Annotated in this window: 34 protein-coding genes; 32 read left to right on the plus strand and 2 right to left on the minus strand. The window is 47.5% G+C overall.

Going from position 1 to position 19,115, the window contains the following annotated elements:
- Positions 1-95 precede the first annotated feature (95 nt).
- The 32 genes from rpsL (at position 96) to rplQ (ending at position 17,729) form a co-directional block, all read left to right on the plus strand.
- Entirely contained in the window at positions 96-470 is a 375-nt protein-coding gene (rpsL, locus tag ACQE3D_RS03645) for a 30S ribosomal protein S12 (RefSeq protein ID WP_013820393.1), read from the plus strand.
- A gap of 13 nt (positions 471-483) precedes the next feature.
- Positions 484-954, plus strand: coding sequence for a 30S ribosomal protein S7 (gene rpsG / locus ACQE3D_RS03650; RefSeq protein WP_064023902.1), 471 nt, complete (start codon positions 484-486; stop codon positions 952-954).
- A gap of 27 nt (positions 955-981) precedes the next feature.
- Positions 982-3,075 carry an elongation factor G gene (gene fusA / locus ACQE3D_RS03655; protein WP_281022270.1) on the plus strand — a complete coding sequence of 698 codons (2,094 nt, stop codon included), beginning with the start codon at positions 982-984 and terminating at the stop codon, positions 3,073-3,075.
- 28 nt (positions 3,076-3,103) lie between these two features.
- Positions 3,104-4,294, plus strand: a complete 1,191-nt coding sequence (tuf, locus tag ACQE3D_RS03660; protein ID WP_281022268.1) for an elongation factor Tu — start codon at positions 3,104-3,106, stop codon at positions 4,292-4,294.
- Positions 4,295-4,300: 6 nt separating this feature from the next.
- Positions 4,301-4,612, plus strand: a complete 312-nt coding sequence (gene rpsJ / locus ACQE3D_RS03665; protein ID WP_020484801.1) for a 30S ribosomal protein S10 — start codon at positions 4,301-4,303, stop codon at positions 4,610-4,612.
- Between the two features lie 30 nt (positions 4,613-4,642).
- Positions 4,643-5,284 carry a 50S ribosomal protein L3 gene (gene rplC / locus ACQE3D_RS03670; protein ID WP_064027404.1) on the plus strand — a complete coding sequence of 214 codons (642 nt, stop codon included), beginning with the start codon at positions 4,643-4,645 and terminating at the stop codon, positions 5,282-5,284.
- 12 nt (positions 5,285-5,296) lie between these two features.
- A complete protein-coding gene (gene rplD / locus ACQE3D_RS03675) occupies positions 5,297-5,917 on the plus strand; it encodes a 50S ribosomal protein L4 (RefSeq protein ID WP_071158636.1) in 621 nt (206 codons plus the stop codon).
- Positions 5,914-6,213 (plus strand): 50S ribosomal protein L23, encoded by a 300-nt coding sequence (gene rplW, locus ACQE3D_RS03680; RefSeq protein WP_064027399.1) that lies wholly within the window; start codon positions 5,914-5,916, stop codon positions 6,211-6,213. The genes rplD and rplW overlap by 4 nt, the downstream gene beginning before the upstream one ends.
- A 38-nt stretch (positions 6,214-6,251) precedes the next feature.
- On the plus strand, positions 6,252-7,079 hold the full coding sequence (rplB, locus tag ACQE3D_RS03685) for a 50S ribosomal protein L2 (RefSeq protein ID WP_064027397.1): 828 nt from the start codon (positions 6,252-6,254) through the stop codon (positions 7,077-7,079).
- Positions 7,080-7,091: 12 nt separating this feature from the next.
- Positions 7,092-7,364 carry a 30S ribosomal protein S19 gene (rpsS, locus tag ACQE3D_RS03690; protein WP_064027395.1) on the plus strand — a complete coding sequence of 91 codons (273 nt, stop codon included), beginning with the start codon at positions 7,092-7,094 and terminating at the stop codon, positions 7,362-7,364.
- A 9-nt stretch (positions 7,365-7,373) separates the two neighbouring features.
- Entirely contained in the window at positions 7,374-7,706 is a 333-nt protein-coding gene (gene rplV / locus ACQE3D_RS03695) for a 50S ribosomal protein L22 (RefSeq protein WP_071158639.1), read from the plus strand.
- A gap of 9 nt (positions 7,707-7,715) precedes the next feature.
- Complete coding sequence (gene rpsC, locus ACQE3D_RS03700) at positions 7,716-8,387, plus strand: 30S ribosomal protein S3 (RefSeq protein ID WP_071158634.1); 672 nt, start codon at positions 7,716-7,718, stop codon at positions 8,385-8,387.
- Positions 8,388-8,406: 19 nt separating this feature from the next.
- Positions 8,407-8,820 carry a 50S ribosomal protein L16 gene (rplP, locus tag ACQE3D_RS03705; protein ID WP_064028927.1) on the plus strand — a complete coding sequence of 138 codons (414 nt, stop codon included), beginning with the start codon at positions 8,407-8,409 and terminating at the stop codon, positions 8,818-8,820.
- Positions 8,820-9,011, plus strand: a complete 192-nt coding sequence (gene rpmC / locus ACQE3D_RS03710; RefSeq protein ID WP_064028925.1) for a 50S ribosomal protein L29 — start codon at positions 8,820-8,822, stop codon at positions 9,009-9,011. The genes rplP and rpmC overlap by 1 nt, the downstream gene beginning before the upstream one ends.
- 2 nt (positions 9,012-9,013) lie before the next feature.
- Positions 9,014-9,277: a 30S ribosomal protein S17 gene (rpsQ, locus tag ACQE3D_RS03715; protein WP_064028923.1), complete on the plus strand. Its 264-nt coding sequence runs from the start codon at positions 9,014-9,016 to the stop codon at positions 9,275-9,277.
- A gap of 24 nt (positions 9,278-9,301) precedes the next feature.
- Positions 9,302-9,670, plus strand: coding sequence for a 50S ribosomal protein L14 (gene rplN, locus ACQE3D_RS03720; protein ID WP_064028920.1), 369 nt, complete (start codon positions 9,302-9,304; stop codon positions 9,668-9,670).
- A 14-nt stretch (positions 9,671-9,684) separates the two neighbouring features.
- The gene (gene rplX, locus ACQE3D_RS03725; protein ID WP_064028918.1) at positions 9,685-10,002 is read left to right on the plus strand and encodes a 50S ribosomal protein L24; all 318 of its coding nucleotides are present in this window, start codon (positions 9,685-9,687) and stop codon (positions 10,000-10,002) included.
- A gap of 12 nt (positions 10,003-10,014) precedes the next feature.
- Complete coding sequence (gene rplE, locus ACQE3D_RS03730; protein WP_064028916.1) at positions 10,015-10,554, plus strand: 50S ribosomal protein L5; 540 nt, start codon at positions 10,015-10,017, stop codon at positions 10,552-10,554.
- Positions 10,555-10,567: 13 nt separating this feature from the next.
- Positions 10,568-10,873 carry a 30S ribosomal protein S14 gene (rpsN, locus tag ACQE3D_RS03735; protein ID WP_064028913.1) on the plus strand — a complete coding sequence of 102 codons (306 nt, stop codon included), beginning with the start codon at positions 10,568-10,570 and terminating at the stop codon, positions 10,871-10,873.
- A gap of 34 nt (positions 10,874-10,907) precedes the next feature.
- Positions 10,908-11,303: a 30S ribosomal protein S8 gene (gene rpsH, locus ACQE3D_RS03740; RefSeq protein WP_064028911.1), complete on the plus strand. Its 396-nt coding sequence runs from the start codon at positions 10,908-10,910 to the stop codon at positions 11,301-11,303.
- A 17-nt stretch (positions 11,304-11,320) separates the two neighbouring features.
- Positions 11,321-11,854 (plus strand): 50S ribosomal protein L6, encoded by a 534-nt coding sequence (gene rplF, locus ACQE3D_RS03745; protein ID WP_064028908.1) that lies wholly within the window; start codon positions 11,321-11,323, stop codon positions 11,852-11,854.
- Between the two features lie 8 nt (positions 11,855-11,862).
- Positions 11,863-12,216: a 50S ribosomal protein L18 gene (gene rplR / locus ACQE3D_RS03750; protein WP_313729058.1), complete on the plus strand. Its 354-nt coding sequence runs from the start codon at positions 11,863-11,865 to the stop codon at positions 12,214-12,216.
- A gap of 9 nt (positions 12,217-12,225) precedes the next feature.
- Entirely contained in the window at positions 12,226-12,732 is a 507-nt protein-coding gene (rpsE, locus tag ACQE3D_RS03755) for a 30S ribosomal protein S5 (protein WP_313729057.1), read from the plus strand.
- A 4-nt stretch (positions 12,733-12,736) separates the two neighbouring features.
- Positions 12,737-12,922 carry a 50S ribosomal protein L30 gene (gene rpmD / locus ACQE3D_RS03760; protein ID WP_064028900.1) on the plus strand — a complete coding sequence of 62 codons (186 nt, stop codon included), beginning with the start codon at positions 12,737-12,739 and terminating at the stop codon, positions 12,920-12,922.
- Positions 12,922-13,356: a 50S ribosomal protein L15 gene (rplO, locus tag ACQE3D_RS03765; RefSeq protein WP_281022276.1), complete on the plus strand. Its 435-nt coding sequence runs from the start codon at positions 12,922-12,924 to the stop codon at positions 13,354-13,356. Before rpmD ends, rplO begins: the two co-directional genes overlap by 1 nt.
- A 1-nt stretch (position 13,357) precedes the next feature.
- Positions 13,358-14,683, plus strand: a complete 1,326-nt coding sequence (gene secY / locus ACQE3D_RS03770; protein WP_175463714.1) for a preprotein translocase subunit SecY — start codon at positions 13,358-13,360, stop codon at positions 14,681-14,683.
- A 19-nt stretch (positions 14,684-14,702) separates the two neighbouring features.
- Positions 14,703-14,816, plus strand: coding sequence for a 50S ribosomal protein L36 (gene rpmJ / locus ACQE3D_RS03775; RefSeq protein WP_082885534.1), 114 nt, complete (start codon positions 14,703-14,705; stop codon positions 14,814-14,816).
- 76 nt (positions 14,817-14,892) lie between these two features.
- Positions 14,893-15,249, plus strand: coding sequence for a 30S ribosomal protein S13 (rpsM, locus tag ACQE3D_RS03780; protein ID WP_064028896.1), 357 nt, complete (start codon positions 14,893-14,895; stop codon positions 15,247-15,249).
- Positions 15,250-15,271: 22 nt separating this feature from the next.
- Entirely contained in the window at positions 15,272-15,658 is a 387-nt protein-coding gene (gene rpsK, locus ACQE3D_RS03785) for a 30S ribosomal protein S11 (protein ID WP_064028894.1), read from the plus strand.
- Positions 15,659-15,674: 16 nt separating this feature from the next.
- A complete protein-coding gene (gene rpsD / locus ACQE3D_RS03790; RefSeq protein WP_064028892.1) occupies positions 15,675-16,295 on the plus strand; it encodes a 30S ribosomal protein S4 in 621 nt (206 codons plus the stop codon).
- A gap of 23 nt (positions 16,296-16,318) precedes the next feature.
- On the plus strand, positions 16,319-17,329 hold the full coding sequence (locus ACQE3D_RS03795) for a DNA-directed RNA polymerase subunit alpha (RefSeq protein ID WP_064028889.1): 1,011 nt from the start codon (positions 16,319-16,321) through the stop codon (positions 17,327-17,329).
- A 16-nt stretch (positions 17,330-17,345) separates the two neighbouring features.
- Positions 17,346-17,729, plus strand: a complete 384-nt coding sequence (rplQ, locus tag ACQE3D_RS03800; RefSeq protein WP_064028887.1) for a 50S ribosomal protein L17 — start codon at positions 17,346-17,348, stop codon at positions 17,727-17,729.
- Between the two features lie 80 nt (positions 17,730-17,809).
- Here the strand turns inward: rplQ and ACQE3D_RS03805 are convergent, their stop codons facing one another.
- Together ACQE3D_RS03805 and ACQE3D_RS03810 are read right to left on the minus strand one after the other, a co-directional pair.
- Entirely contained in the window at positions 17,810-18,337 is a 528-nt protein-coding gene (locus tag ACQE3D_RS03805) for a DNA-deoxyinosine glycosylase (protein ID WP_313729056.1), read from the minus strand.
- Positions 18,338-18,520: 183 nt separating this feature from the next.
- Entirely contained in the window at positions 18,521-19,087 is a 567-nt protein-coding gene (locus tag ACQE3D_RS03810; RefSeq protein ID WP_064028936.1) for a Smr/MutS family protein, read from the minus strand.
- Positions 19,088-19,115: the final 28 nt, after the last annotated feature.

Genomic DNA, 19,115 nt, shown 5'->3' on the forward strand with positions numbered 1-19,115 from the left:
CTCACATCAGCCAAGAGATTTGGGTGGAGCAATGCCATTCGGTTGGGCGACTAATTGTATTGCTTATTAACATTGCATATTTGGAGTAGTTAAGAATGGCCACGATCAATCAGTTGGTCCGTAAGCCTCGTGCTAAAAAAATCGAAAAGACCAATGTTCCGGCATTGGAAGCCTGCCCCCAAAGGCGAGGTGTGTGTACTCGTGTTTATACGACTACGCCTAAGAAGCCTAATTCGGCCTTGCGTAAGGTGGCTAGGGTTAGATTGACCAATGGTGCCGAGGTTAGTAGTTATATTGGCGGAGAGGGCCACAATTTACAAGAGCACTCCGTGGTTCTGATTCGTGGTGGCAGGGTCAAAGACTTGCCCGGTGTTCGTTATCACGTAGTTCGAGGAAGCTTGGATACTTCAGGCGTAAAAGATAGAAAGTGCGGGCGCTCCAAATATGGCGCTAAGCGGCCTAAGAAATAAAGGTTGGTAAACAATGTCTAGAAGAAGAGTTGCGGCGAAAAGACCGGTCAATCCTGATCCAAGGTTTGGTAGCGATATGTTGTCCAAGTTCATGAATATGATCATGGTGGACGGCAAAAAGTCTGTCGCTGAAAAAATTGTATATGGTGCGTTGGATGTGATTGAGCACAAAGGGCATAAAGAGTCGCTAGAGCTTGTGGCAAAGGCGCTGGAAAATGTGCAGCCTAGGGTTGAGGTAAAGTCTCGTCGCGTAGGAGGGGCAACCTATCAGGTTCCGGTGGAAGTGCGTCCTGCGCGTAGACTGGCGTTGTCAATGCGTTGGTTGATTGATGCTGCCCGTAAGCGTAACGAGCGGACCATGGCTGCGAAGCTGGCCGGGGAATTGCTAGATGCGTCCGAGGGTCGTGGCGCGGCGGCTAAGAAGCGAGAAGATACTCATAGAATGGCCGAAGCGAACAAGGCTTTCGCTCATTATCGCTGGTAAGGTTCGTGATGCCTTTGGGGTGATAACGTGGTTCGCAAAACGCCTATAGAGCGTTATCGAAATATAGGCATAATGGCCCACATTGATGCCGGGAAGACGACCACTACCGAGCGTGTTCTGTTTTACACAGGGGTTTCGCATAAGATCGGCGAAGTGCATGACGGCGCCGCGACAATGGATTGGATGGCTCAAGAGCAAGAGCGGGGCATCACGATTACGTCAGCGGCGACAACGTGTTTTTGGTCTGGAATGTGGAAGCAACATTCCGAGCACAGAATTAATATTATCGATACGCCAGGGCACGTTGACTTTACGATTGAAGTTGAGCGGTCTCTTAGGGTGTTGGACGGCGCTTGTGCGGTGTTCTGTGCGGTAGGAGGTGTGGAGCCTCAGTCCGAGACAGTTTGGCGGCAAGCTAACAAATACCACGTTCCTCGTTTAGCATTCGTTAATAAGATGGATCGTACCGGGGCTGACTTTTACAGGGTATTAGAGCAGATAAAGGGACGATTAGGTAGTAACCCTGTGGCCATGCAGCTGCCAATAGGTGTAGAGGACGGTTTTAAGGGGGTTGTTGATCTTATTGAAATGAAGGCTGTGTATTGGGACGACACCAGTATGGGGCTGAAATTTCAGCAAGGGGAAATTCCTGTCGACATGGTTGTTCAAGCTGGTGAATGGCGGGAAAAATTGCTTGAAGCGGCTGCTGAGGCGTCCGAAGAGTTTATGGATAAATATCTTGAGCAAGGCTTGTTGAGTAATCAGGATATTAAGTTAGGTATCAGAGCGCAAACGCTTAATAATAAAATTGTTCCGGCGTATTGCGGCTCCGCCTTTAAAAACAAAGGCGTTCAGTGTGTATTAGATGGTATCATTGACTATTTGCCATCCCCTTCAGACATTGATGCTGTGGTAGGGCATGTAAATGACGAATTAGATGCTATACGTCAGCCGACTGACGACGAATCTTTTTCCGCGTTGGCTTTTAAAATCGCCACCGACCCGTATGTTGGGATGCTGACATTTCTGCGGGTTTATTCAGGTGTTTTAAAATCCGGCGATGCTGTTTTGAATGTTGCAAAAGGCAAGCGTGAACGAATTGGACGCATTGTCCAAATGCATGCCAATAGTCGGGAAGAGATTGGAGAAGTTCGAGCCGGCGACATCGCCGCCGTAATCGGATTAAAAGAGGTTACTACCGGTGATACGTTCTGCGATATGGCGCATCCCATTTTGCTGGAGCGTATGGAGTTTCCTGAGCCGGTAATCTCTGTTGCGGTAGAACCGAAAACCAAAGCCGATCAAGATAAGATGGGCAATGCGTTGGCAAAACTGGCGCAGGAAGATCCGTCCTTTCGTGTGAGTTCCGATCCGGAATCCGGGCAAACGCTAATAGCGGGCATGGGGGAGCTTCATCTCGAGATCATTGTCGATCGGATGCGGCGCGAATTTAATGTCGAAGCTAATGTCGGCGCACCGCAGGTGGCGTACAGGGAAACGATACGTAAGTCCTTGGAGTGCGAGGGTAAATTTATTCGACAGACCGGCGGCAAAGGGCAGTACGGTCACGTGTGGCTCAAGTTGGAGCCCAAGGCGGCTGGTAGCGGCTATGAGTTCGTAAACGGCGTTGTAGGTGGGGCTGTTCCTAAAGAGTATATCCCTGCGGTAGATAAAGGTATTCAAGAGCAAATGGAAAACGGCGTACTCGCTGGTTTCCCAATGGTGGACGTCAAGGTTACTTTGTTCGATGGTTCGTATCATGATGTCGATTCGAATGAAATGGCTTTCAAGATAGCAGGGTCTATGTGTTTCAGGGATGGGGCTAAGGCTGCAAATCCTGTATTGCTGGAACCCATTATGAAAGTGGAAGTAGTCACTCCAGAGGATTATATGGGGGAAGTCGTTGGTGACGTTAACCGGCGCAGAGGGGTTATTCACGGCATGGAAGACGTACCGGCTGGTAAGGTAATTAGTTGTGAAGTGCCGCTCTCGGAAATGTTTGGCTACGCAACCGATTTGCGATCGGCCACGCAAGGTAGAGCAACCTACAGTATGCAGTTTGAAAGATATAACGAAGCACCTGCGCATATAGCGGAAGCGATTATTAGAAAAGTATCTTAAATTTTTTATAAATATCAGGTATCGAGTCATGGCAAAAGAAAAATTTGAAAGAAAGAAACCGCACGTAAACGTGGGCACGATTGGTCACGTCGACCACGGAAAAACCACGTTGACCGCCGCGTTGACGAAAGTAATGGCGGAGCTGCAGGGCGGTGAAGCAAAAGCTTTCGATCAAATTGACAATGCGCCAGAAGAGCGTGCGCGCGGTATTACTATTTCGACCTCGCACGTTGAATACGAGTCTGCGTCACGCCACTACGCACACGTAGACTGCCCGGGGCACGCCGACTACGTCAAAAACATGATTACCGGCGCCGCTCAAATGGATGGCGCGATTTTGGTTTGCTCGGCTGCCGACGGTCCGATGCCGCAAACCCGCGAGCATATCCTGCTGTCTCGTCAGGTCGGCGTTCCGTACATCGTGGTGTTCCTGAATAAAGCCGACATGGTCGACGACGCGGAACTGATCGAGCTGGTTGAAATGGAAATTCGCGAATTGTTGAATCAATACGAATTCCCCGGCGACGACACCCCTATCATTATCGGCTCCGCGCTGAAAGCGTTGGAAGGCGATCAAAGCGAAATCGGCGTGCAATCCGTTGTCAAGCTGGTTGAAGCACTGGACAGCTATATCCCTGAACCAGAGCGCGCGATCGACGGCAAATTCTTGATGCCGATCGAAGACGTCTTCTCGATTTCAGGCCGCGGTACCGTCGTTACCGGTCGTGTAGAGCGTGGGATTATTAAAGTGGGTGAAGAGGTCGAGATCGTCGGCATTCGCGACACGCAGAAAACCACCTGTACCGGTGTAGAAATGTTCCGCAAACTGCTCGATCAAGGCCAAGCGGGCGACAACGTAGGTGTCTTGTTGCGTGGCACCAAACGCGACGACGTCGAACGCGGTCAAGTTCTGGCTCACGTGAACAGCATCAAGCCGCACTCGCACTTTAAAGCCGAAATTTACGTGCTGTCCAAGGAAGAGGGTGGCCGTCATACGCCATTTTTCAACGGCTATCGGCCGCAATTTTACTTCCGTACCACCGATGTCACAGGCGCGGTTGAATTGCCGGAAGGCGTCGAAATGGTGATGCCTGGCGACAACATCTCCGTCACCGTCAAATTGATCTCACCGATCGCGATGGAAGATGGTCTGCGCTTTGCAATTCGCGAAGGCGGTCGCACCGTGGGTGCCGGCGTCGTGGCTTCTATCATCGAGTAATTAACCATGGCAAATCAAACTATCAGAATCCAATTAAAGGCATTCGATCATAAACTCATCGATCAATCCGCCGGAGAGATAGTAGAGACAGCGAAGCGGACTGGCGCCCAAGTTAAGGGTCCGATTCCTTTGCCTACTAGAAAAGAAAGATTCACAGTACTTATTTCGCCCCACGTTAACAAAGATGCGCGCGACCAGTACGAGTTGAGAACTTATAAGCGGTTGCTTGATATAGTCGAGCCAACCGATAAAACAGTCGATGCCTTGATGAAGTTGGATCTGGCGGCTGGCGTAGATGTACAAATCAAGCTGAAATAAGCAGTAAGTAATAATTTTGAGGATTGGCAGATGTCAATAGGTCTTATTGGTCGTAAATGTGGTATGACCCGGATTTTTTGCGAAGACGGTTCAGCGGTACCAGTAACTGTGCTCCAAATTGACTCGAATAGGGTCATACAAGTGAAAAGTATCGAAAAAGATGGGTATCGTGCGGTTCAAGTTGCTGCGGGCGATATCAAGTCTTCGAAAGTCAATAGAGCAATGGCCGGTCACTATGCATCTGCCAACGTTACAGCGGGTAGGGGGTTGTGGGAGTTTCGGCTGAGCGACGAACAAGGTGTCGATTTGGCGCCCGGCGCATCTTTGGACGTAAATGTTTTTGAAGCCGGACAAAAAGTGGACGTTTCCGGCACAAGTATCGGTAAAGGTTTTGCCGGTACGGTTAAAAGGCATAACTTCCGTACTCAGGATGCAACGCACGGTAACTCGCGATCTCACCGCGTACCCGGTTCGAATGGTATGAATCAGACCCCTGGACGGGTTTTCAAGGGCAAGAAAATGTGCGGTCAGATGGGTGCGGTGAAAACCACGGTACAAAACCTGACGGTTCATTCTATTGACTCTGAAAGGGGGTTAATACTCGTTAGAGGCGCTGTACCCGGTGCTAAGGGCGGTGATGTCGTCATCACACCAGCAGTCAAGAAAGGTTAATAAGGTTAATTTATGAGTTTGCAAATACCTGCAATAAACGGTGGAGACGCAGCTCAAGCGCTCGATGTCTCTGAAGCCGTATTCGGTCAAGAATACAACGAGACGCTGGTGCATCAACTGGTAACAAAATACATGGCTGGTGCTAGGGCCGGAACAAAAGCGCAAAAGACTCGCTCGGACGTGAGCGGAGGCTGCGCTAAGCCGTGGCGGCAAAAAGGCACTGGACGTGCACGCGTTGGTAGCACTCGCAGCCCAATTTGGCGGACAGGCGGTGTTACATTTGCCGCCCAGCCCCGTTCGTACGACCAAAAGTTGAACAAGAAAATGTACAAAGTAGGCATACGCTCAATCTTTTCAGAGCTTTTAAGACAGGGGCGTCTTGCGGTTTGCGATGACCTCACTCCTGCCGTGCCAAAGACCAAAGAGTTCCTAAAAAAAATCAGCGGGATCGAGGTCAAACGTCTACTAGTAGTGGCTGAGGATTTGAACGAAAATCTGATTCTTGCTGCCCGGAATATTCCTTATGTCGCAGTTGTAACACCGACCAGCGTCGATCCGGTGTCTTTGGTTTCGGCTGACAAAGTCATTGCCACGGCTGCGGCGTTGAAACAAATTGAGGAGCGATTGGCATGAGTGCTCAAAAAATTAAGTTAGCAAATGTGCTGCAGGCCCCAATCATTTCAGAAAAAAGCACAAACGCTGCGGATCAAAACAACCAGTTCGTCTTTAAGGTTCAAAAAACTGCTAGCAAACTACAAGTAAAGCAGGCGGTCGAGCTCATGTTCAATGTAAAAGTCGAATCAGTTCGGGTTTTGAACGTGAAAGGAAAAATAAAGAGATTTGGACGCAGTATCGGTAAACGCTCTGATTGGAAAAAAGCATATATAAAGCTTGAATCCGGTCATAGCATCGAATTGGCAACGGCATAGTAAGTTTTAATTAGGTTAATTAGGAGCGGTAGAAGAGCATGGCTATTCTGAAATCAAAGCCGACATCTCCAGGTTCTCGGTTTGTAGTGCGTGTACAAAATAATGATTTGCATAAGGGTAAGCCATTTGCGCAACTACTGGACAAAAAAGGGAACACTGGCGGTCGTAACAACATGGGGCGAATCACCACGCGCCACATCGGCGGAGGACACAAAAAGTTCTACCGTATCATAGATTTCAAACGCAACAAGACAGATATTCCGGCTGTTGTTGAACGGATCGAATATGACCCAAATCGGACTGCGAATATCGCGTTGGTGCTATTTAAAGACGGTGAGCGCCGCTATATTATCGCGCCCAAAGGCATTGAGCTGGGTCAAGAAATACTGAGTGCCGAAACAACGCCAGTTAAACCAGGCAATTGCATGCCATTGCGGAACATGCCACTTGGCACGACTTTGCACTGCGTAGAGTTGCGGCCGGGTAAAGGAGCTCAAATCGCCCGGAGCGCCGGAACGTCGGTGCAATTGGTCGCGAAAGACGGCGCCTACGTTACAGTTCGCCTGCGATCCGGTGAGATGCGTAAGGTCTCCGCAGATTGCAAGGGTGTCGTCGGCGAAGTATCTAACTCCGAACATAACTTGATTTCGTTAGGGAAAGCCGGTGCGAAGAGATGGAGAGGTGTTCGCCCGACAGTGCGCGGTGTCGCAATGAACCCGGTCGATCATCCCCATGGTGGCGGTGAAGGGCGCACTTCCGGTGGTAGACACCCGGTATCACCCTGGGGTACCCCTACTAAGGGTTATAAAACGCGCAAAAACAAACGTACTGACAATATGATTGTCAGACGCCGTAAGCAAAAATAAGAGGTATCTGACGTGCCACGTTCAATTAAAAAAGGTCCATTTATCGATCACCACTTGTTGAAGAAAGTAGACGAAGCGGTTCGAACGAATAATAGGAAACCGATTAAAACCTGGTCTAGAAGGTCGATGATTAGTCCTGAGATGTTGGGGCTGACCATAGCGGTTCATAACGGAAAACTACACGTGCCGGTCTTGATTACCGAAAATATGGTTGGTCACAAGTTGGGTGAGTTTTCGCCAACGAGAACCTACAAGGGCCATATTGCTGACAAGAAATCGAGATAAGGAGTGAATGTGGAAGTATCAGCAAAATTGAGTAACGCTCCGCTGTCTGCTCAGAAGGCAAGATTGGTTGGCGATCAGATTCGCGGTTTGCCGGTTGAAAAAGCGCTAAACCTGTTGAATTTCAGCTCAAAGAAAGCCGCCGCAATTGTTAAGAAGGTTTTGGAATCGGCAATTGCGAATGCAGAGCATAACGAAAATGCCGATGTCGACGAGCTGAAAGTATCGACGGTCTTCGTGAATGAAGGCAGGACGTTAAAACGCGTAAGTGCAAGAGCTAAAGGGCGTGCAAACCATATCCTGAAAAGGACTTGCCATATAACCATTAAAGTAGCAGAGAAATAGAGGTAGAAAATGGGACAAAAAGTACATCCCACTGGGATTCGTCTCGGGATTGTAAAAGATTGGACTTCTAGATGGTACGCAAATAGCCAGAACTACCCTGTACTGCTGCTGCAAGATCTTAAGGTTCGCGAATACATAAAACAAAAGCTTGCGCACGCTTCAGTTAGTCGCGTTCAGATAAATCGTCCGGCGAACAACGCGAACATTACTGTGCATACTGCGCGGCCTGGTATTGTTATCGGCAAGAAGGGCGAAGACATCGATATTTTGCGACAAAATATTTCCGCAATGATGGGCGTTCCGGTTCAGTTAAATGTGGAAGAGATTCGGAAACCTGAACTAGATGCTTATTTGGTAGCGGAAAGTATCGCTCAGCAACTCGAAAAACGAATTATGTACCGCCGAGCTATGAAAAGAGCCGTTACGAACACAATGCGTTTAGGTGCCGAGGGTATCAAAATTACAGTCGCTGGACGGTTAAATGGTGCGGAGATCGCTAGAACCGAGTGGTATCGCGAAGGTCGAGTTCCTCTTCATACGTTGCGAGCCGATATTGATTACGGTACCGCCGAGGCGAAAACGACTTACGGCATTATCGGTATAAAAGTCTGGATATTTAAAGGTGAGGTGTTCGATATGGACGCCCATACAGCCTCTTTAAATGCCGAAAATAAGAAGTAGTTGAAGGAGTAAATTAGACATGCTTCAACCGAAAAGAACAAAATTTCGAAAACAACATACCGGCAGAAATAACGGCACAGCCTTGCGGGGTTCGTCTGTTAGCTTTGGCGAATATGGCTTAAAGGCGTTAAGTCGTGGTAGAATGACGGCCCGTCAAATCGAGGCGGCACGTCGGGCGATTAGTCGGCACGTAAAACGTGGAGGAAAGATTTGGATCAGAATCTTTCCCGATAAGCCTATCACCAAAAAGCCATTAGAAGTTCGGATGGGTAAAGGTAAAGGTAGCGTGGAATACTGGGTCGCTCAAATTAAGCCTGGTACCATGCTGTTTGAAATTGAGGGTGTTTCCGAGGAGATGGCTAGGGAAGCATTTCAGCTAGCGGCCGCGAAATTGCCGGTAAAAACTACTTTCTCTGCACGGACAATAATGTAATGAAAGCGTCAGAATTACGAACCAAAACAAAAGACGAACTCCTGACAAATCTACTGGAGCTGTCCAGAGAACAATTCAACCTGCGGATGCAAAAAGGCACTGGTCAACTCTCCAAATCCAGCCAAGTAAGGCAAGTCAGAAGGGACATCGCGCGGATCAATACTATTCTTGGCGAAATGGCGCGGGCTTAAATATGAACGAAAATGTAGATAGCGTACGCAAGGTAACGGGACGCGTCGTGAGCAACAAAATGGATAAAACAGCGTCGGTTCTAGTAGAACGATTGGTTAAGCATCCAGTTTACGGTAAATATATAAAACGCTCGACTAAGTTGCTGGTGCACGACGAAAATAACCTCTGCCAAGAGGGAGACATCGTCGCAATAGCCTCGTGTCGCCCTATTTCAAAGCGGAAATCTTTTACGTTGCTGGAAGTAGTTGAGTCTTCAGGCAAATAATTTAAATAAGTTGGGAATTTAAAAATGATTCAGATGCAAACTAGCCTTGACGTCGCCGATAATAGCGGCGCAAAAAAGGTCATGTGTATCAAAGTTCTAGGCGGGTCTCACCGCCGGTACGCCGGAATTGGCGATATTATAAAGGTGAGTGTAAAAGATGCCATGCCAAGAACTCGCGTAAAAAAGGGCGACGTCTATAACGCGTTGGTTGTGCGCACCAAACGAGGTGTGCGCCGTTCCGATGGCTCTGTCATCCGTTTCGACGGCAACGCTGCGGTCATTTTGAATAACCAACTACAACCGATCGGCACCCGCATCTTTGGACCTGTTACGCGTGAACTTAGGGGTGAAAAGTTTATGAAAATTATTTCATTGGCGCCAGAAGTCCTATAAGCGAGGGTTTACAGATGCAAAAAATTAAACAAGGCGACGAAGTAATTGTCATCGTCGGCAAAGACAAGGGTAAGCTCGGAAAAGTTGCGAAAATCCTGGATAACGAAAAAGTTCTGGTTGATGGGATAAATGTGGTAAAGAAACATCAGCGTGGAAATCCGAATTTGGGCGTTTCCGGCGGAATCGTCGATAAGAATTTGCCGGTCCATATTTCAAATGTAGCCCTTTATAACCCAAAAACAAAGAAAGGCGATCGTGTCGGCTTTAAAGTCCTTGATGATGGAAAGAAAGTCAGATTTTTTAAGTCTACAAACGAGAACGTCGAGCTCTAAGGGTAATTAAAAATGGCTAGATTAGAAAAAAAATACAAAGAGGAAATCGTTCCGGCTTTGGTGAACCAGTTCGGTTACAAAAGCGTTATGCAAGTTCCTAAGTTGACCAAAATCACTCTGAATATGGGCGTTGGCGGCGCCATCGCAGATAAAAAAGTGTTGCAATCCGCTGTAGCAGACATGGAGAAAATTTCAGGTCAAAAAGCCGTAGTTACTTTGGCTCGAAAATCAATCGCTGGGTTCAAAATTAGGGACGATATGCCGATTGGTTGTAAGGTTACATTGCGGGCGGATCGCATGTACGAATTTTTAGATCGCTTGATCACAATATCGATTCCTAGGATTCGCGATTTTCGCGGTATGAGTTCTAAAAGTTTCGACGGGCGTGGAAATTATTCGCTCGGTATTAAAGAGCAAATCATTTTCCCCGAAATCGACTATGACAAGATCGATGCACTTCGCGGTATGGATATTTGCATTACGACAACGGCGCAAACAGATGAAGAAGGCTTGGCGCTGTTGAAACTTTTCAATTTTCCATTCAAAAACTAGAGGCGCAACGATAATGGCTAAAAAATCCATGATAGCGCGCGAATCGAAGCGCGCTGGTTTGATAAAAAAATTCGACACAAAAAGAAAAGAGTTAAAAGAAATTATTCGTTCGCCTGGTTCTTCGTTTGACGAAAAAGAGGCTGCTCAATTACAACTTCAAAAACTACCAAGAGACTCCAGCAAGTCGCGGTTACGCAACCGTTGTAACTTGACCGGTCGTCCGCACGGTTTCTACCGTAAATTCGGACTCGGTCGGAACAAATTAAGGGAAGCCGCCATGCGCGGTGACGTTCCTGGTTTGACTAAAGCAAGCTGGTAAGTCCGGTTATAAAAGAGTTTTTGGAGATTAATTTATGAGCATGACAGATCCAATTGCAGACATGCTGACCAGGATAAGAAATGGTCAAGCGGCTGGCAAAAAAAGCGTCAAAGTACCTTCGTCGAAACTTAAATTGGCAATCGCAAAAGTTTTGAAGGAAGAAGGCTACATTAGCGATTATAAAACCGAGGTTAACGGTACGCATACCGAAATGACCGTTGATTTAAAATATCACAACGGCGTCCCTGTAATCGAAAATGTAAAGCGTATTAGTCGTCCCGGCTTGCGTATCTACCGATCAAAAGACCAATTGCCAAAAGTATTGGGCGGATTGGGCATTGCTATCGTTTCTACATCCAGCGGTGTTATGACTGACAGAGCGGCGCGCGCGATCGGTCACGGCGGCGAAATTATCTGCACCGTTTGCTAATCATTCCGAGGTAAGTTATGTCGCGAGTCGCAAATTCGCCGGTTACCGTCCCAGCCGGTGTAGAAATCAAATTGGACGGAAAAAACATGTTAGTTAAAGGTAAGCTGGGTGAATTAGCCTTTACTTTGAACGATGCTGTTGACTTAGAATTGCAGGATAATCTTATCCGAGTGAAGTGGGATGCCGATTGCAAAGGCGCGAAAGCGCATGCGGGCACGACGAGAGCTTCTATTAGCAATATGGTCGTGGGAGTTTCGGACGGCTTTGTTAAAAAAATGCTTTTAGTTGGTGTTGGTTATCGGGCTCAGGTTAAAGAGAACCTACTAACACTAGCGCTCGGTTATTCCAACCCAGTCGAATATCCGATTCCTGACGGGATTACTATCGAGGCGCCAACTCAAACGGAGCTACTGGTTAAAGGTCGCGATAAACAACGAGTTGGACAAGTCGCTTCTGAAATTAGAGCGTTACGTCCACCGGAGCCCTACAAAGGCAAAGGGGTGAGAATCGCCGATGAATATGTCGCTCGCAAAGAAGCTAAGAAGAAATAGGTGAAGTGATGGATAAAAAATCATCCAGAATGAAAAGAGCGTTGCGCTTACGCTCTAAAATTAAAGCTCTGAACGTTAATAGGCTAACAATACACCGCACTTCTCAGCACATTTATGCGCAAGTCTTGAGTGCGGACGGAAGGTCCACATTAGCCGCCGCTTCTACGGTTCAAGGCGATATTAAGAGCGCGTTATCTAACACGAGCAATATTAAAGCCGCATCTGAAGTCGGTCGCGTAGTCGCTGAAAGAGCGTTGGCTGCTGGTGTCACCGAAGTCGCGTTTGACCGTTCGGGTTTCAAATATCACGGTCGCGTAAAGGCACTTGCTGATGCCGCCCGCGAAGCCGGACTGAAGTTTTAAGGGGTTATCATGGCAACAGCACCATCTCAAGGTAGTACAGACGGATTACAGGAAAAACTCGTATCGGTAAGGCGGGTTGCAAAAGTAGTGAAAGGCGGACGGGTATTCGGCTTTGCAGCGCTGACCGTGGTTGGCGACGGCGATGGCCGTGTTGGCTACGGGGTTTCTAAAGCGCGCGAAGTTCCGGTCGCCATTCAAAAATCGCTGGAGCAAGCCAGAAAGAACATGCGCAAAGTCGCGCTTATTAACGGCACGTTGCAATATTCCGTCATGTCAGATACCGGGGCTGCGAAGGTTTACATGCAACCGGCTTCGGAGGGTACCGGTATTATTGCCGGCGGTGCTATGCGAGCTGTGTTTGAAGTGGTTGGCGTGCACAATGTATTGGCAAAATGCATCGGTACCAGTAACCCGATTAACGTCGTTAGAGCGACTATTAACGGGTTGACCTCGATGAAAGATGCCAAGCAGATCGCCGCTAAGCGTGGCCTATCCGTTGAACAAATAACAGGATAAGTATATGTCTGACAAAGTATTGAGCGTCACGATGACCAAAAGCAAGAACGGTCGCTTGAAAAATCACCAAGAGTGTTTGAAAGGGCTTGGGCTGAGGAAAATTAGGCAGACTGTAAGAGTCATCGATACCCCCGAGAACCGCGGCATGATTAATAAGGTCGCGTATATGGTTAAGGTCGAGGAAGTCTAATGTTTTTAAATACTATCCAAGCATCCGAAGGTGCTAGAAAAAAAGCGAAACGTGTGGGCCGGGGTATCGGCTGTACTGATGGTAAGACTTGCGGAAGAGGGCATAAAGGTCAAAAAGCTCGGGCTGGCGGTTTTCACAAAGTTGGCTTCGAGGGCGGTCAGATGCCGTTGCAGCGTCGTCTGCCTAAAGTCGGATTTACGTCCCACCTTAAGAAATTTACCTCTGAAGTAAGGTTGTCAGAAATCAATTCGCTTACTGATGAGATCGTTGATATTCAGGTCTTAATTGCGAACAACGTTGTCCCCGTTTTCACAAAAAAAGTTAAAGTCGTGAACACTGGCGTTGTTAATCGTGTTTTTACGGTTAAAGGGTTGGCTGTAACGGCGGGTGCGGTATCAACTATCGAAGCTGCTGGCGGCAAAGTAGAGGCGTAAAGTGAGTGCGAAAGGGTTTGATGTGGCAGCCGGCACGTTTCGGTTTGCGGAGTTAAAATCGCGGTTGTTGTTTGTCTTGGGTGCTTTCGTGGTGTATCGCGTAGGTGCTCATATTCCCGTGCCAGGCATCGATCCTAAAGCGCTTGCTACCATGTTTGAGCAGCAATCGGGTTCTATATTGAACATGTTTAACATGTTCTCTGGCGGGGCTTTGATGCGGCTTAGTTTATTCGCCTTAGGGATCATGCCCTACATTTCAGCCTCTATTATTATGCAGCTGATGACAATAGTCATTCCTGCGATGGAGCAGTTAAAGAAAGAGGGTGAATCCGGTCGTCGTAAGATTTCTCAGTATACCCGCTACGGCACGGTAGTGTTGGCTATGTTTCAATCGGTAGGGATTTCTGTCGCGTTACAGAACCAGACGGCAGGCGGTTTGGCTGTCGTTATACAGCCGGGCATCGGGTTCGTCGTGGTAACCACAATTACGCTGGTCACTGGCACGATATTTTTGATGTGGCTAGGCGAGCAAGTAACCGAGCGCGGCATAGGTAATGGCATATCCCTGCTTATATTCGCAGGTATTGTTTCCGGATTGCCGTCGGCTATCGGCGGGACTCTTGAGCTTGCGAGAACTGGCGAAATGAATGGTGCTTTTATCGTGCTGTTGTTCGTACTCGCAATCATAGTTACGGGGATTGTCGTCTTTGTAGAGAGAGGGCAAAGGCGTATCACAATCAACTACCCAAAACGTCAGCAAGGGAATAAGGTTTACGGCGGTCAAAGCTCCTTTCTTCCTCTAAAGTTGAACATGGCCGGGGTGATACCGCCTATCTTCGCGTCCAGCATTATTCTGTTTCCAGCCACTATCGCCGGTTGGTTCGGAAACGTCGATGGATTTGCCTGGTTGCAAGACATTTCTTCGGTGTTGTCTCCAGGACAACCCATTTATGTGCTTTGCTACGCTATTGCTATCGTTTTTTTCTGTTTTTTCTACACAGCGTTGGTATTCAATTCGAAAGAAACAGCTGAGAATCTGAAAAAGTCCGGGGCTTATCTTCCAGGTATCCGGCCAGGCCAGCACACAACGCACTATATCGATAAAGTCATGACCCGGTTGACATTAATCGGAGCGGTTTATATCACTCTAATTTGCTTGTTACCCGAGTTTTTAATTGTATATTGGAATGTTCCTTTTTCCTTTGGCGGTACTTCTTTGCTGATTATCGTCGTGGTTGTGATGGATTTCATATCGCAGATGCAAACGCATTTGATGTCGCAGCAATACGAAGGATTAATGAAAAAAGCCAATTTGAAAAAGTCTTAACTTAATTTAGGAGTCAGCGATGAAAGTGCGCGCCTCAATAAAAACTATCTGTAAAAGTTGTAAAGTGATCAAGAGAAATGGTGTGGTCCGCGTGATTTGCAAGGACGGACGTCATAAACAGCGTCAAGGCTAATTTGTTTTTGTGATTTATTTTTCGGAGTGATATAATCCTCCGTTTAACCTAATAGCACTGTGTTTGGAGTATCTGAATGGCTCGTATTGCCGGTATTAACGTGGCTGACCATAAGCATGCGGAGATCGCGTTAACAGCGATTTATGGGATTGGCAGGCAGACTGCTAGAAACATCTGCGATCAAATTGGGGTGTTGCCAACCGTTAAAATTAAAGACTTGACCGAAGAACAAGTTGAAGCAATCCGGAAAGTCATTTCAGGTATGACTGTAGAAGGCGACTTGCGTCGTGAAGTGTCTATGAATATTAAGCGTTTGATGGATTTGGGCTGCTATCGCGGGATCAGGCATCGGCGTGGGCTGCCTCTCAGAGGGCAGCGAACCAGAACCAATGCCAGGACTCGTAAAGGTCCTAGAAAACCAGTTACCAAGTAAGATTTCCAGAAAGGCAAGTTAGATGGCAACCCAAAATCGAGTAAAAAAGCGTGTTAAGAAAGAAGTCGCTGATGGCATAGCTCATGTCCATGCTTCGTTCAACAACACTATTGTTACTATAACTGATCGCAAAGGCAATGCGCTGTCTTGGGCGACGTCCGGAGGCTCAGGCTTTCGCGGATCCAGAAAGAGTACACCCTTCGCTGCTCAGGTAGCCGCCGAAAAGGCTGGCGCTGTTGCTCAGGAATATGGCATGAAAAACCTCGATGTCATGATTAAGGGGCCCGGACCCGGAAGAGAGTCGGCTGTTCGGTCGCTTAACAGCATGGGTTTTAAAATTTCAAACATCGTGGACGTCACTCCCATTCCTCATAATGGCTGCCGTCCACCAAAAAAACGTCGCGTTTAGGATAGTGGAGTAAACAATGGCAAGATATCTTGGCCCTGCTTGTAAACTGAGCCGTAGGGAAGGTACTGATTTATTTTTGAAAAGTAGAGGTAAATCTCTAGAGGCCAAATGTAAGTTAGATCAACGACCCGGGCAGCATGGCGCTAAACGTACAAGAAACTCCGACTACGCGCTGCAGTTAAGGGCGAAGCAACGGTTGCGCAGAATTTACGGCGTCCTGGAAAAACAATTTAGAAATTACTATAAAGCCGCAGACCAAAAGAAAGGCGCGACTGGTCAGAACTTGCTGAATTTCCTGGAAAGCCGCTTGGATAACGTGGTTTACAGAATGGGTTACGCGGCTACCCGCGCTGAGGCCCGTCAACTGGTATCTCACAAAGCAGTAATTGTGAATGACAAGTTGATCAACATTCCGTCTTTTCAAGTCTCGGTTGGCGACCAAATCAAAATCAGGGAAAAGTCAAAAACTCAGCAACGCATTAAAGATGCGTTGGTCGTCGCTGAACAATACGGGTTCCCGGCTTGGGTAGAAGTGAACGCTAAAGAAATGAGCGGTGTGTTCAAATCCGTACCAGATCGTATCGATTTGGGTTCGGACATCAACGAACAGTTGGTTGTCGAGCTTTACTCCAAGTAAAAAATAAGTCCAGGATTTAATCTATGCAGAGTTCTATTGGCGGCCTTTTAAAACCCAGACTAGTCGAGGTTGTTAACGAAACGGCCAACCACTCAAGAATCGTTATTGAGCCTTTAGAGCGCGGTTTTGGGCATTCTTTGGGTAACGCGTTGCGCCGTGTCATGTTGTCGTCTATACCCGGTTGCGCGGTTACCGAAATCTCGATCGAAGGCGTTTTGCACGAGTTTACTACGCTGGAAGGAGTTCAAGAAGACGTCATCGACATCATTTTGAATTTGAAAAAGCTTGCGGTGGTAGTGCATTCTCGAGACGAAGTCACGTTGACTCTCTCCAAGAAAGGAGTCGGTTCTGTTTCGGCTGGCGACATCGATTTGCCCCATAATGTTGAGATCATAAATCCTGAGCTGGTGATCGCCAATATCACGCAACCGGAATGCGCGCTGAACGTCAAAATTAAGGTTGAGCGTGGTCGCGGTTACGTACCCGCCAGCGTTAGAAAGGAACAAAATGAAGACGCCCCGGTTGGCGTTTTGATGGTCGACTCGTCATTTAGCCCGATTGTTAAGGTTGCATACCACGTCGAGAGTACGCGTGTTGAGCAGCGCACGAACCTGGATCGGTTAGTAATCGAACTGGAAACGAACGGCACAGTTGATCCAGAGCAGGCTATTAAGTTAGCTGCTTCTATTCTCCATGATCAATTGTCGGTTTTTGTTGACTTCGAGAAAGTTAACGAAAGGGTGGAAGAAGAAGTTGTTATCGAAGAAGAAACCTTCGACCCTATCCTATTGCGTCCAGTAGACGATCTGGAGTTGACCGTAAGGTCTGCAAACTGTTTGAAGGCAGAGAATATTTTCTACATCGGGGATCTTATACAGCGCACCGAAGTTGAGCTATTGCGCACCCCTAACTTGGGAAAAAAATCGCTTACCGAAATCAAGGATATCTTGGCCATTAAAGGTCTGTCGCTAGGTATGAGGCTTGAAAACTGGCCGCCAGAGAATTTGGCCGATCAGTCACAATCAGGCATTTGAAATATAAGGCATAAAAATGAGACACCGTAAATCTGGAAGACAGCTTAATAAAAACAGTAGCCACCGTAAAGCCCTATTTAGCAATATGGCCTGTTCGTTGTTTAAGCACGAGTTGATTAAAACTACTTTGCCGAAAGCCAAAGAGTTGCGCATGATTGCTGAACCTCTGATTACCCTTTCGAAAATTGATTCAGTAGCTAAGCGCAGGCAGGCTTTCTCTAAGCTGCGTGACCGTGATGTGGTTACTAAACTGTTTAACGAACTGGGGCCCCGTTATCAATCTAGAAATGGCGGCTATCTGCGCATCATTAAATGCGGGTTTAGGCCCGGGGACGACGCGCCGATGGCTTATGTCGAATTGGTTGATCGGCCTGAGCCGGCTCAGGCGTCCGCTGAGTAAGCTAGTTTCGAAAGGAACAAAAAAGCCGTGTCGGCCCAAGCCGACGCGGCTTTTTTAGTTTTAGGCCTTGCTGGTCTAATCTATTGAGACTCCTGAAGGGGGCGATTGAGGAGTTCAGGTAGCACACGCCAATTTTCCAGTTTCTGTTCGAAGCTCATCGCGGCATTGGCTGGGCTAGTTGAAGGTAAGCGGTAGCGCTTAATTTTTTCGGTAAACGCCTTGCTATAGTAATGCTTGTTGAATATTTTGTCGGCAGTCGCGCCGTTAAATAATATTGCTTCAATTTTGCCGTGGCTTTCGAAGAAGCTATCGAAGTCATTGATTACGACGCTCGTAAAGTCTATATCGGAATCCATGCTGCCGGGGCGGCGGCATCTCTTCATTACATCCCACAATGCGACGCCCGATAGGGTAAGTTTGTTTAATCTTTCGACATAAGCCGAATCGGGATTGATGCTTAGTAGCTTACAAATGATCGGCCAGAATTGATTCCTGGGATGAGCATAATATTGCTGATCTTGCAGAGAGCGAATGCCGGGTATGCTGCCCAGGACAAGTATTCTGGCATTCTTGTCAGCGATAGCTTGGAAGCTCTCGATTATCGTCATTTGATGAAGATTCCCGTAGATATTTATGTTCTAAAAAGATCGTTTATCTGGTTATAGGCTTTAAATGTCATGACTGTGAAGCTGGTTTTAAGCGGTCTGCTTGGCTATCGATATTGCTTATGTCTGGTTCCGGTTCTGCTAGCAATCGATTCTTTGAGGTTTTAGTAGCCAGCGCGTTTGGTTTTAAAGGTCGTCATCCTTGTCGGCGAATTTATCGGATAGCCGCAACAACACCAGTAGCGCGCCCGCGCCACCGTGACTTCTGGGTGCGGAACAGAAAGCTAATACGTCTCGGTGCTGACGTAGCCAAATATTGATGTCGTTTTTTAAAACTGGCAGTTGATCCGGCGAATTGTAGCCTTTGCCGTGAATAATCAATAAGCAGCGACAGCCTTTTTCAACGCAACGGTGTAAAAAGTTCAATAGCTGGCTTTGCGCCGAGCGACTACTTAGGCCGTGCAGATCGATTTCGGCGTCTAGGTCGTAATGCCCCTTACGTAGTTTTTTTAATACGTTCTTTTGTACGCCCGGCACGGCGAATAGCATTTGGTCTTCTTGAAATAAACGGGAAGGTACATCGTCCAACGGTATTTCCAAAGGATCGACAATCTCTGGCAATTTAGGTTTCGGCCTGGGAGGCGGGCTCTTATTGGGTCGTAAAATGACCGTGTCGGCTTTGATTTCTTTGACCTTGCCGACGGCCTCGCGAAAAAGCGTGGTCTCTTCAGGCGTTGTGGTTTTTTTTGTCACGTAAGCTGCTGGATTTGCGGTTTTTTTG

This window comes from Methylomonas sp. MS20, from assembly GCF_050275925.1.
Lineage (GTDB): Bacteria > Pseudomonadota > Gammaproteobacteria > Methylococcales > Methylomonadaceae > Methylomonas > Methylomonas koyamae_A.

Excerpts from the sequence above, each read along its gene's own strand:
- rpsL (WP_013820393.1), top strand. The coding sequence starts at position 96 with ATGGCCACGATCAATCAGTTGGTCCGTAAGCCTCGTGCTAAAAAAATC.
- rpsG (WP_064023902.1), top strand. The coding sequence starts at position 484 with ATGTCTAGAAGAAGAGTTGCGGCGAAAAGACCGGTCAATCCTGATCCA.
- tuf (WP_281022268.1), top strand. The coding sequence starts at position 3,104 with ATGGCAAAAGAAAAATTTGAAAGAAAGAAACCGCACGTAAACGTGGGC.
- rpsJ (WP_020484801.1), top strand. The coding sequence starts at position 4,301 with ATGGCAAATCAAACTATCAGAATCCAATTAAAGGCATTCGATCATAAA.
- rplC (WP_064027404.1), top strand. The coding sequence starts at position 4,643 with ATGTCAATAGGTCTTATTGGTCGTAAATGTGGTATGACCCGGATTTTT.
- rplD (WP_071158636.1), top strand. The coding sequence starts at position 5,297 with ATGAGTTTGCAAATACCTGCAATAAACGGTGGAGACGCAGCTCAAGCG.
- rplW (WP_064027399.1), top strand. The coding sequence starts at position 5,914 with ATGAGTGCTCAAAAAATTAAGTTAGCAAATGTGCTGCAGGCCCCAATC.
- rplB (WP_064027397.1), top strand. The coding sequence starts at position 6,252 with ATGGCTATTCTGAAATCAAAGCCGACATCTCCAGGTTCTCGGTTTGTA.
- rpsC (WP_071158634.1), top strand. The coding sequence starts at position 7,716 with ATGGGACAAAAAGTACATCCCACTGGGATTCGTCTCGGGATTGTAAAA.
- rplP (WP_064028927.1), top strand. The coding sequence starts at position 8,407 with ATGCTTCAACCGAAAAGAACAAAATTTCGAAAACAACATACCGGCAGA.
- rpmC (WP_064028925.1), top strand. The coding sequence starts at position 8,820 with ATGAAAGCGTCAGAATTACGAACCAAAACAAAAGACGAACTCCTGACA.
- rpsQ (WP_064028923.1), top strand. The coding sequence starts at position 9,014 with ATGAACGAAAATGTAGATAGCGTACGCAAGGTAACGGGACGCGTCGTG.
- rplN (WP_064028920.1), top strand. The coding sequence starts at position 9,302 with ATGATTCAGATGCAAACTAGCCTTGACGTCGCCGATAATAGCGGCGCA.
- rplX (WP_064028918.1), top strand. The coding sequence starts at position 9,685 with ATGCAAAAAATTAAACAAGGCGACGAAGTAATTGTCATCGTCGGCAAA.
- rplE (WP_064028916.1), top strand. The coding sequence starts at position 10,015 with ATGGCTAGATTAGAAAAAAAATACAAAGAGGAAATCGTTCCGGCTTTG.
- rpsN (WP_064028913.1), top strand. The coding sequence starts at position 10,568 with ATGGCTAAAAAATCCATGATAGCGCGCGAATCGAAGCGCGCTGGTTTG.
- rpsH (WP_064028911.1), top strand. The coding sequence starts at position 10,908 with ATGAGCATGACAGATCCAATTGCAGACATGCTGACCAGGATAAGAAAT.
- rplF (WP_064028908.1), top strand. The coding sequence starts at position 11,321 with ATGTCGCGAGTCGCAAATTCGCCGGTTACCGTCCCAGCCGGTGTAGAA.
- rplR (WP_313729058.1), top strand. The coding sequence starts at position 11,863 with ATGGATAAAAAATCATCCAGAATGAAAAGAGCGTTGCGCTTACGCTCT.
- rpsE (WP_313729057.1), top strand. The coding sequence starts at position 12,226 with ATGGCAACAGCACCATCTCAAGGTAGTACAGACGGATTACAGGAAAAA.
- rpmD (WP_064028900.1), top strand. The coding sequence starts at position 12,737 with ATGTCTGACAAAGTATTGAGCGTCACGATGACCAAAAGCAAGAACGGT.
- rplO (WP_281022276.1), top strand. The coding sequence starts at position 12,922 with ATGTTTTTAAATACTATCCAAGCATCCGAAGGTGCTAGAAAAAAAGCG.
- rpmJ (WP_082885534.1), top strand. The coding sequence starts at position 14,703 with ATGAAAGTGCGCGCCTCAATAAAAACTATCTGTAAAAGTTGTAAAGTG.
- rpsM (WP_064028896.1), top strand. The coding sequence starts at position 14,893 with ATGGCTCGTATTGCCGGTATTAACGTGGCTGACCATAAGCATGCGGAG.
- rpsK (WP_064028894.1), top strand. The coding sequence starts at position 15,272 with ATGGCAACCCAAAATCGAGTAAAAAAGCGTGTTAAGAAAGAAGTCGCT.
- rpsD (WP_064028892.1), top strand. The coding sequence starts at position 15,675 with ATGGCAAGATATCTTGGCCCTGCTTGTAAACTGAGCCGTAGGGAAGGT.
- ACQE3D_RS03795 (WP_064028889.1), top strand. The coding sequence starts at position 16,319 with ATGCAGAGTTCTATTGGCGGCCTTTTAAAACCCAGACTAGTCGAGGTT.
- rplQ (WP_064028887.1), top strand. The coding sequence starts at position 17,346 with ATGAGACACCGTAAATCTGGAAGACAGCTTAATAAAAACAGTAGCCAC.
- ACQE3D_RS03805 (WP_313729056.1), bottom strand. The coding sequence starts at position 18,337 with ATGACGATAATCGAGAGCTTCCAAGCTATCGCTGACAAGAATGCCAGA.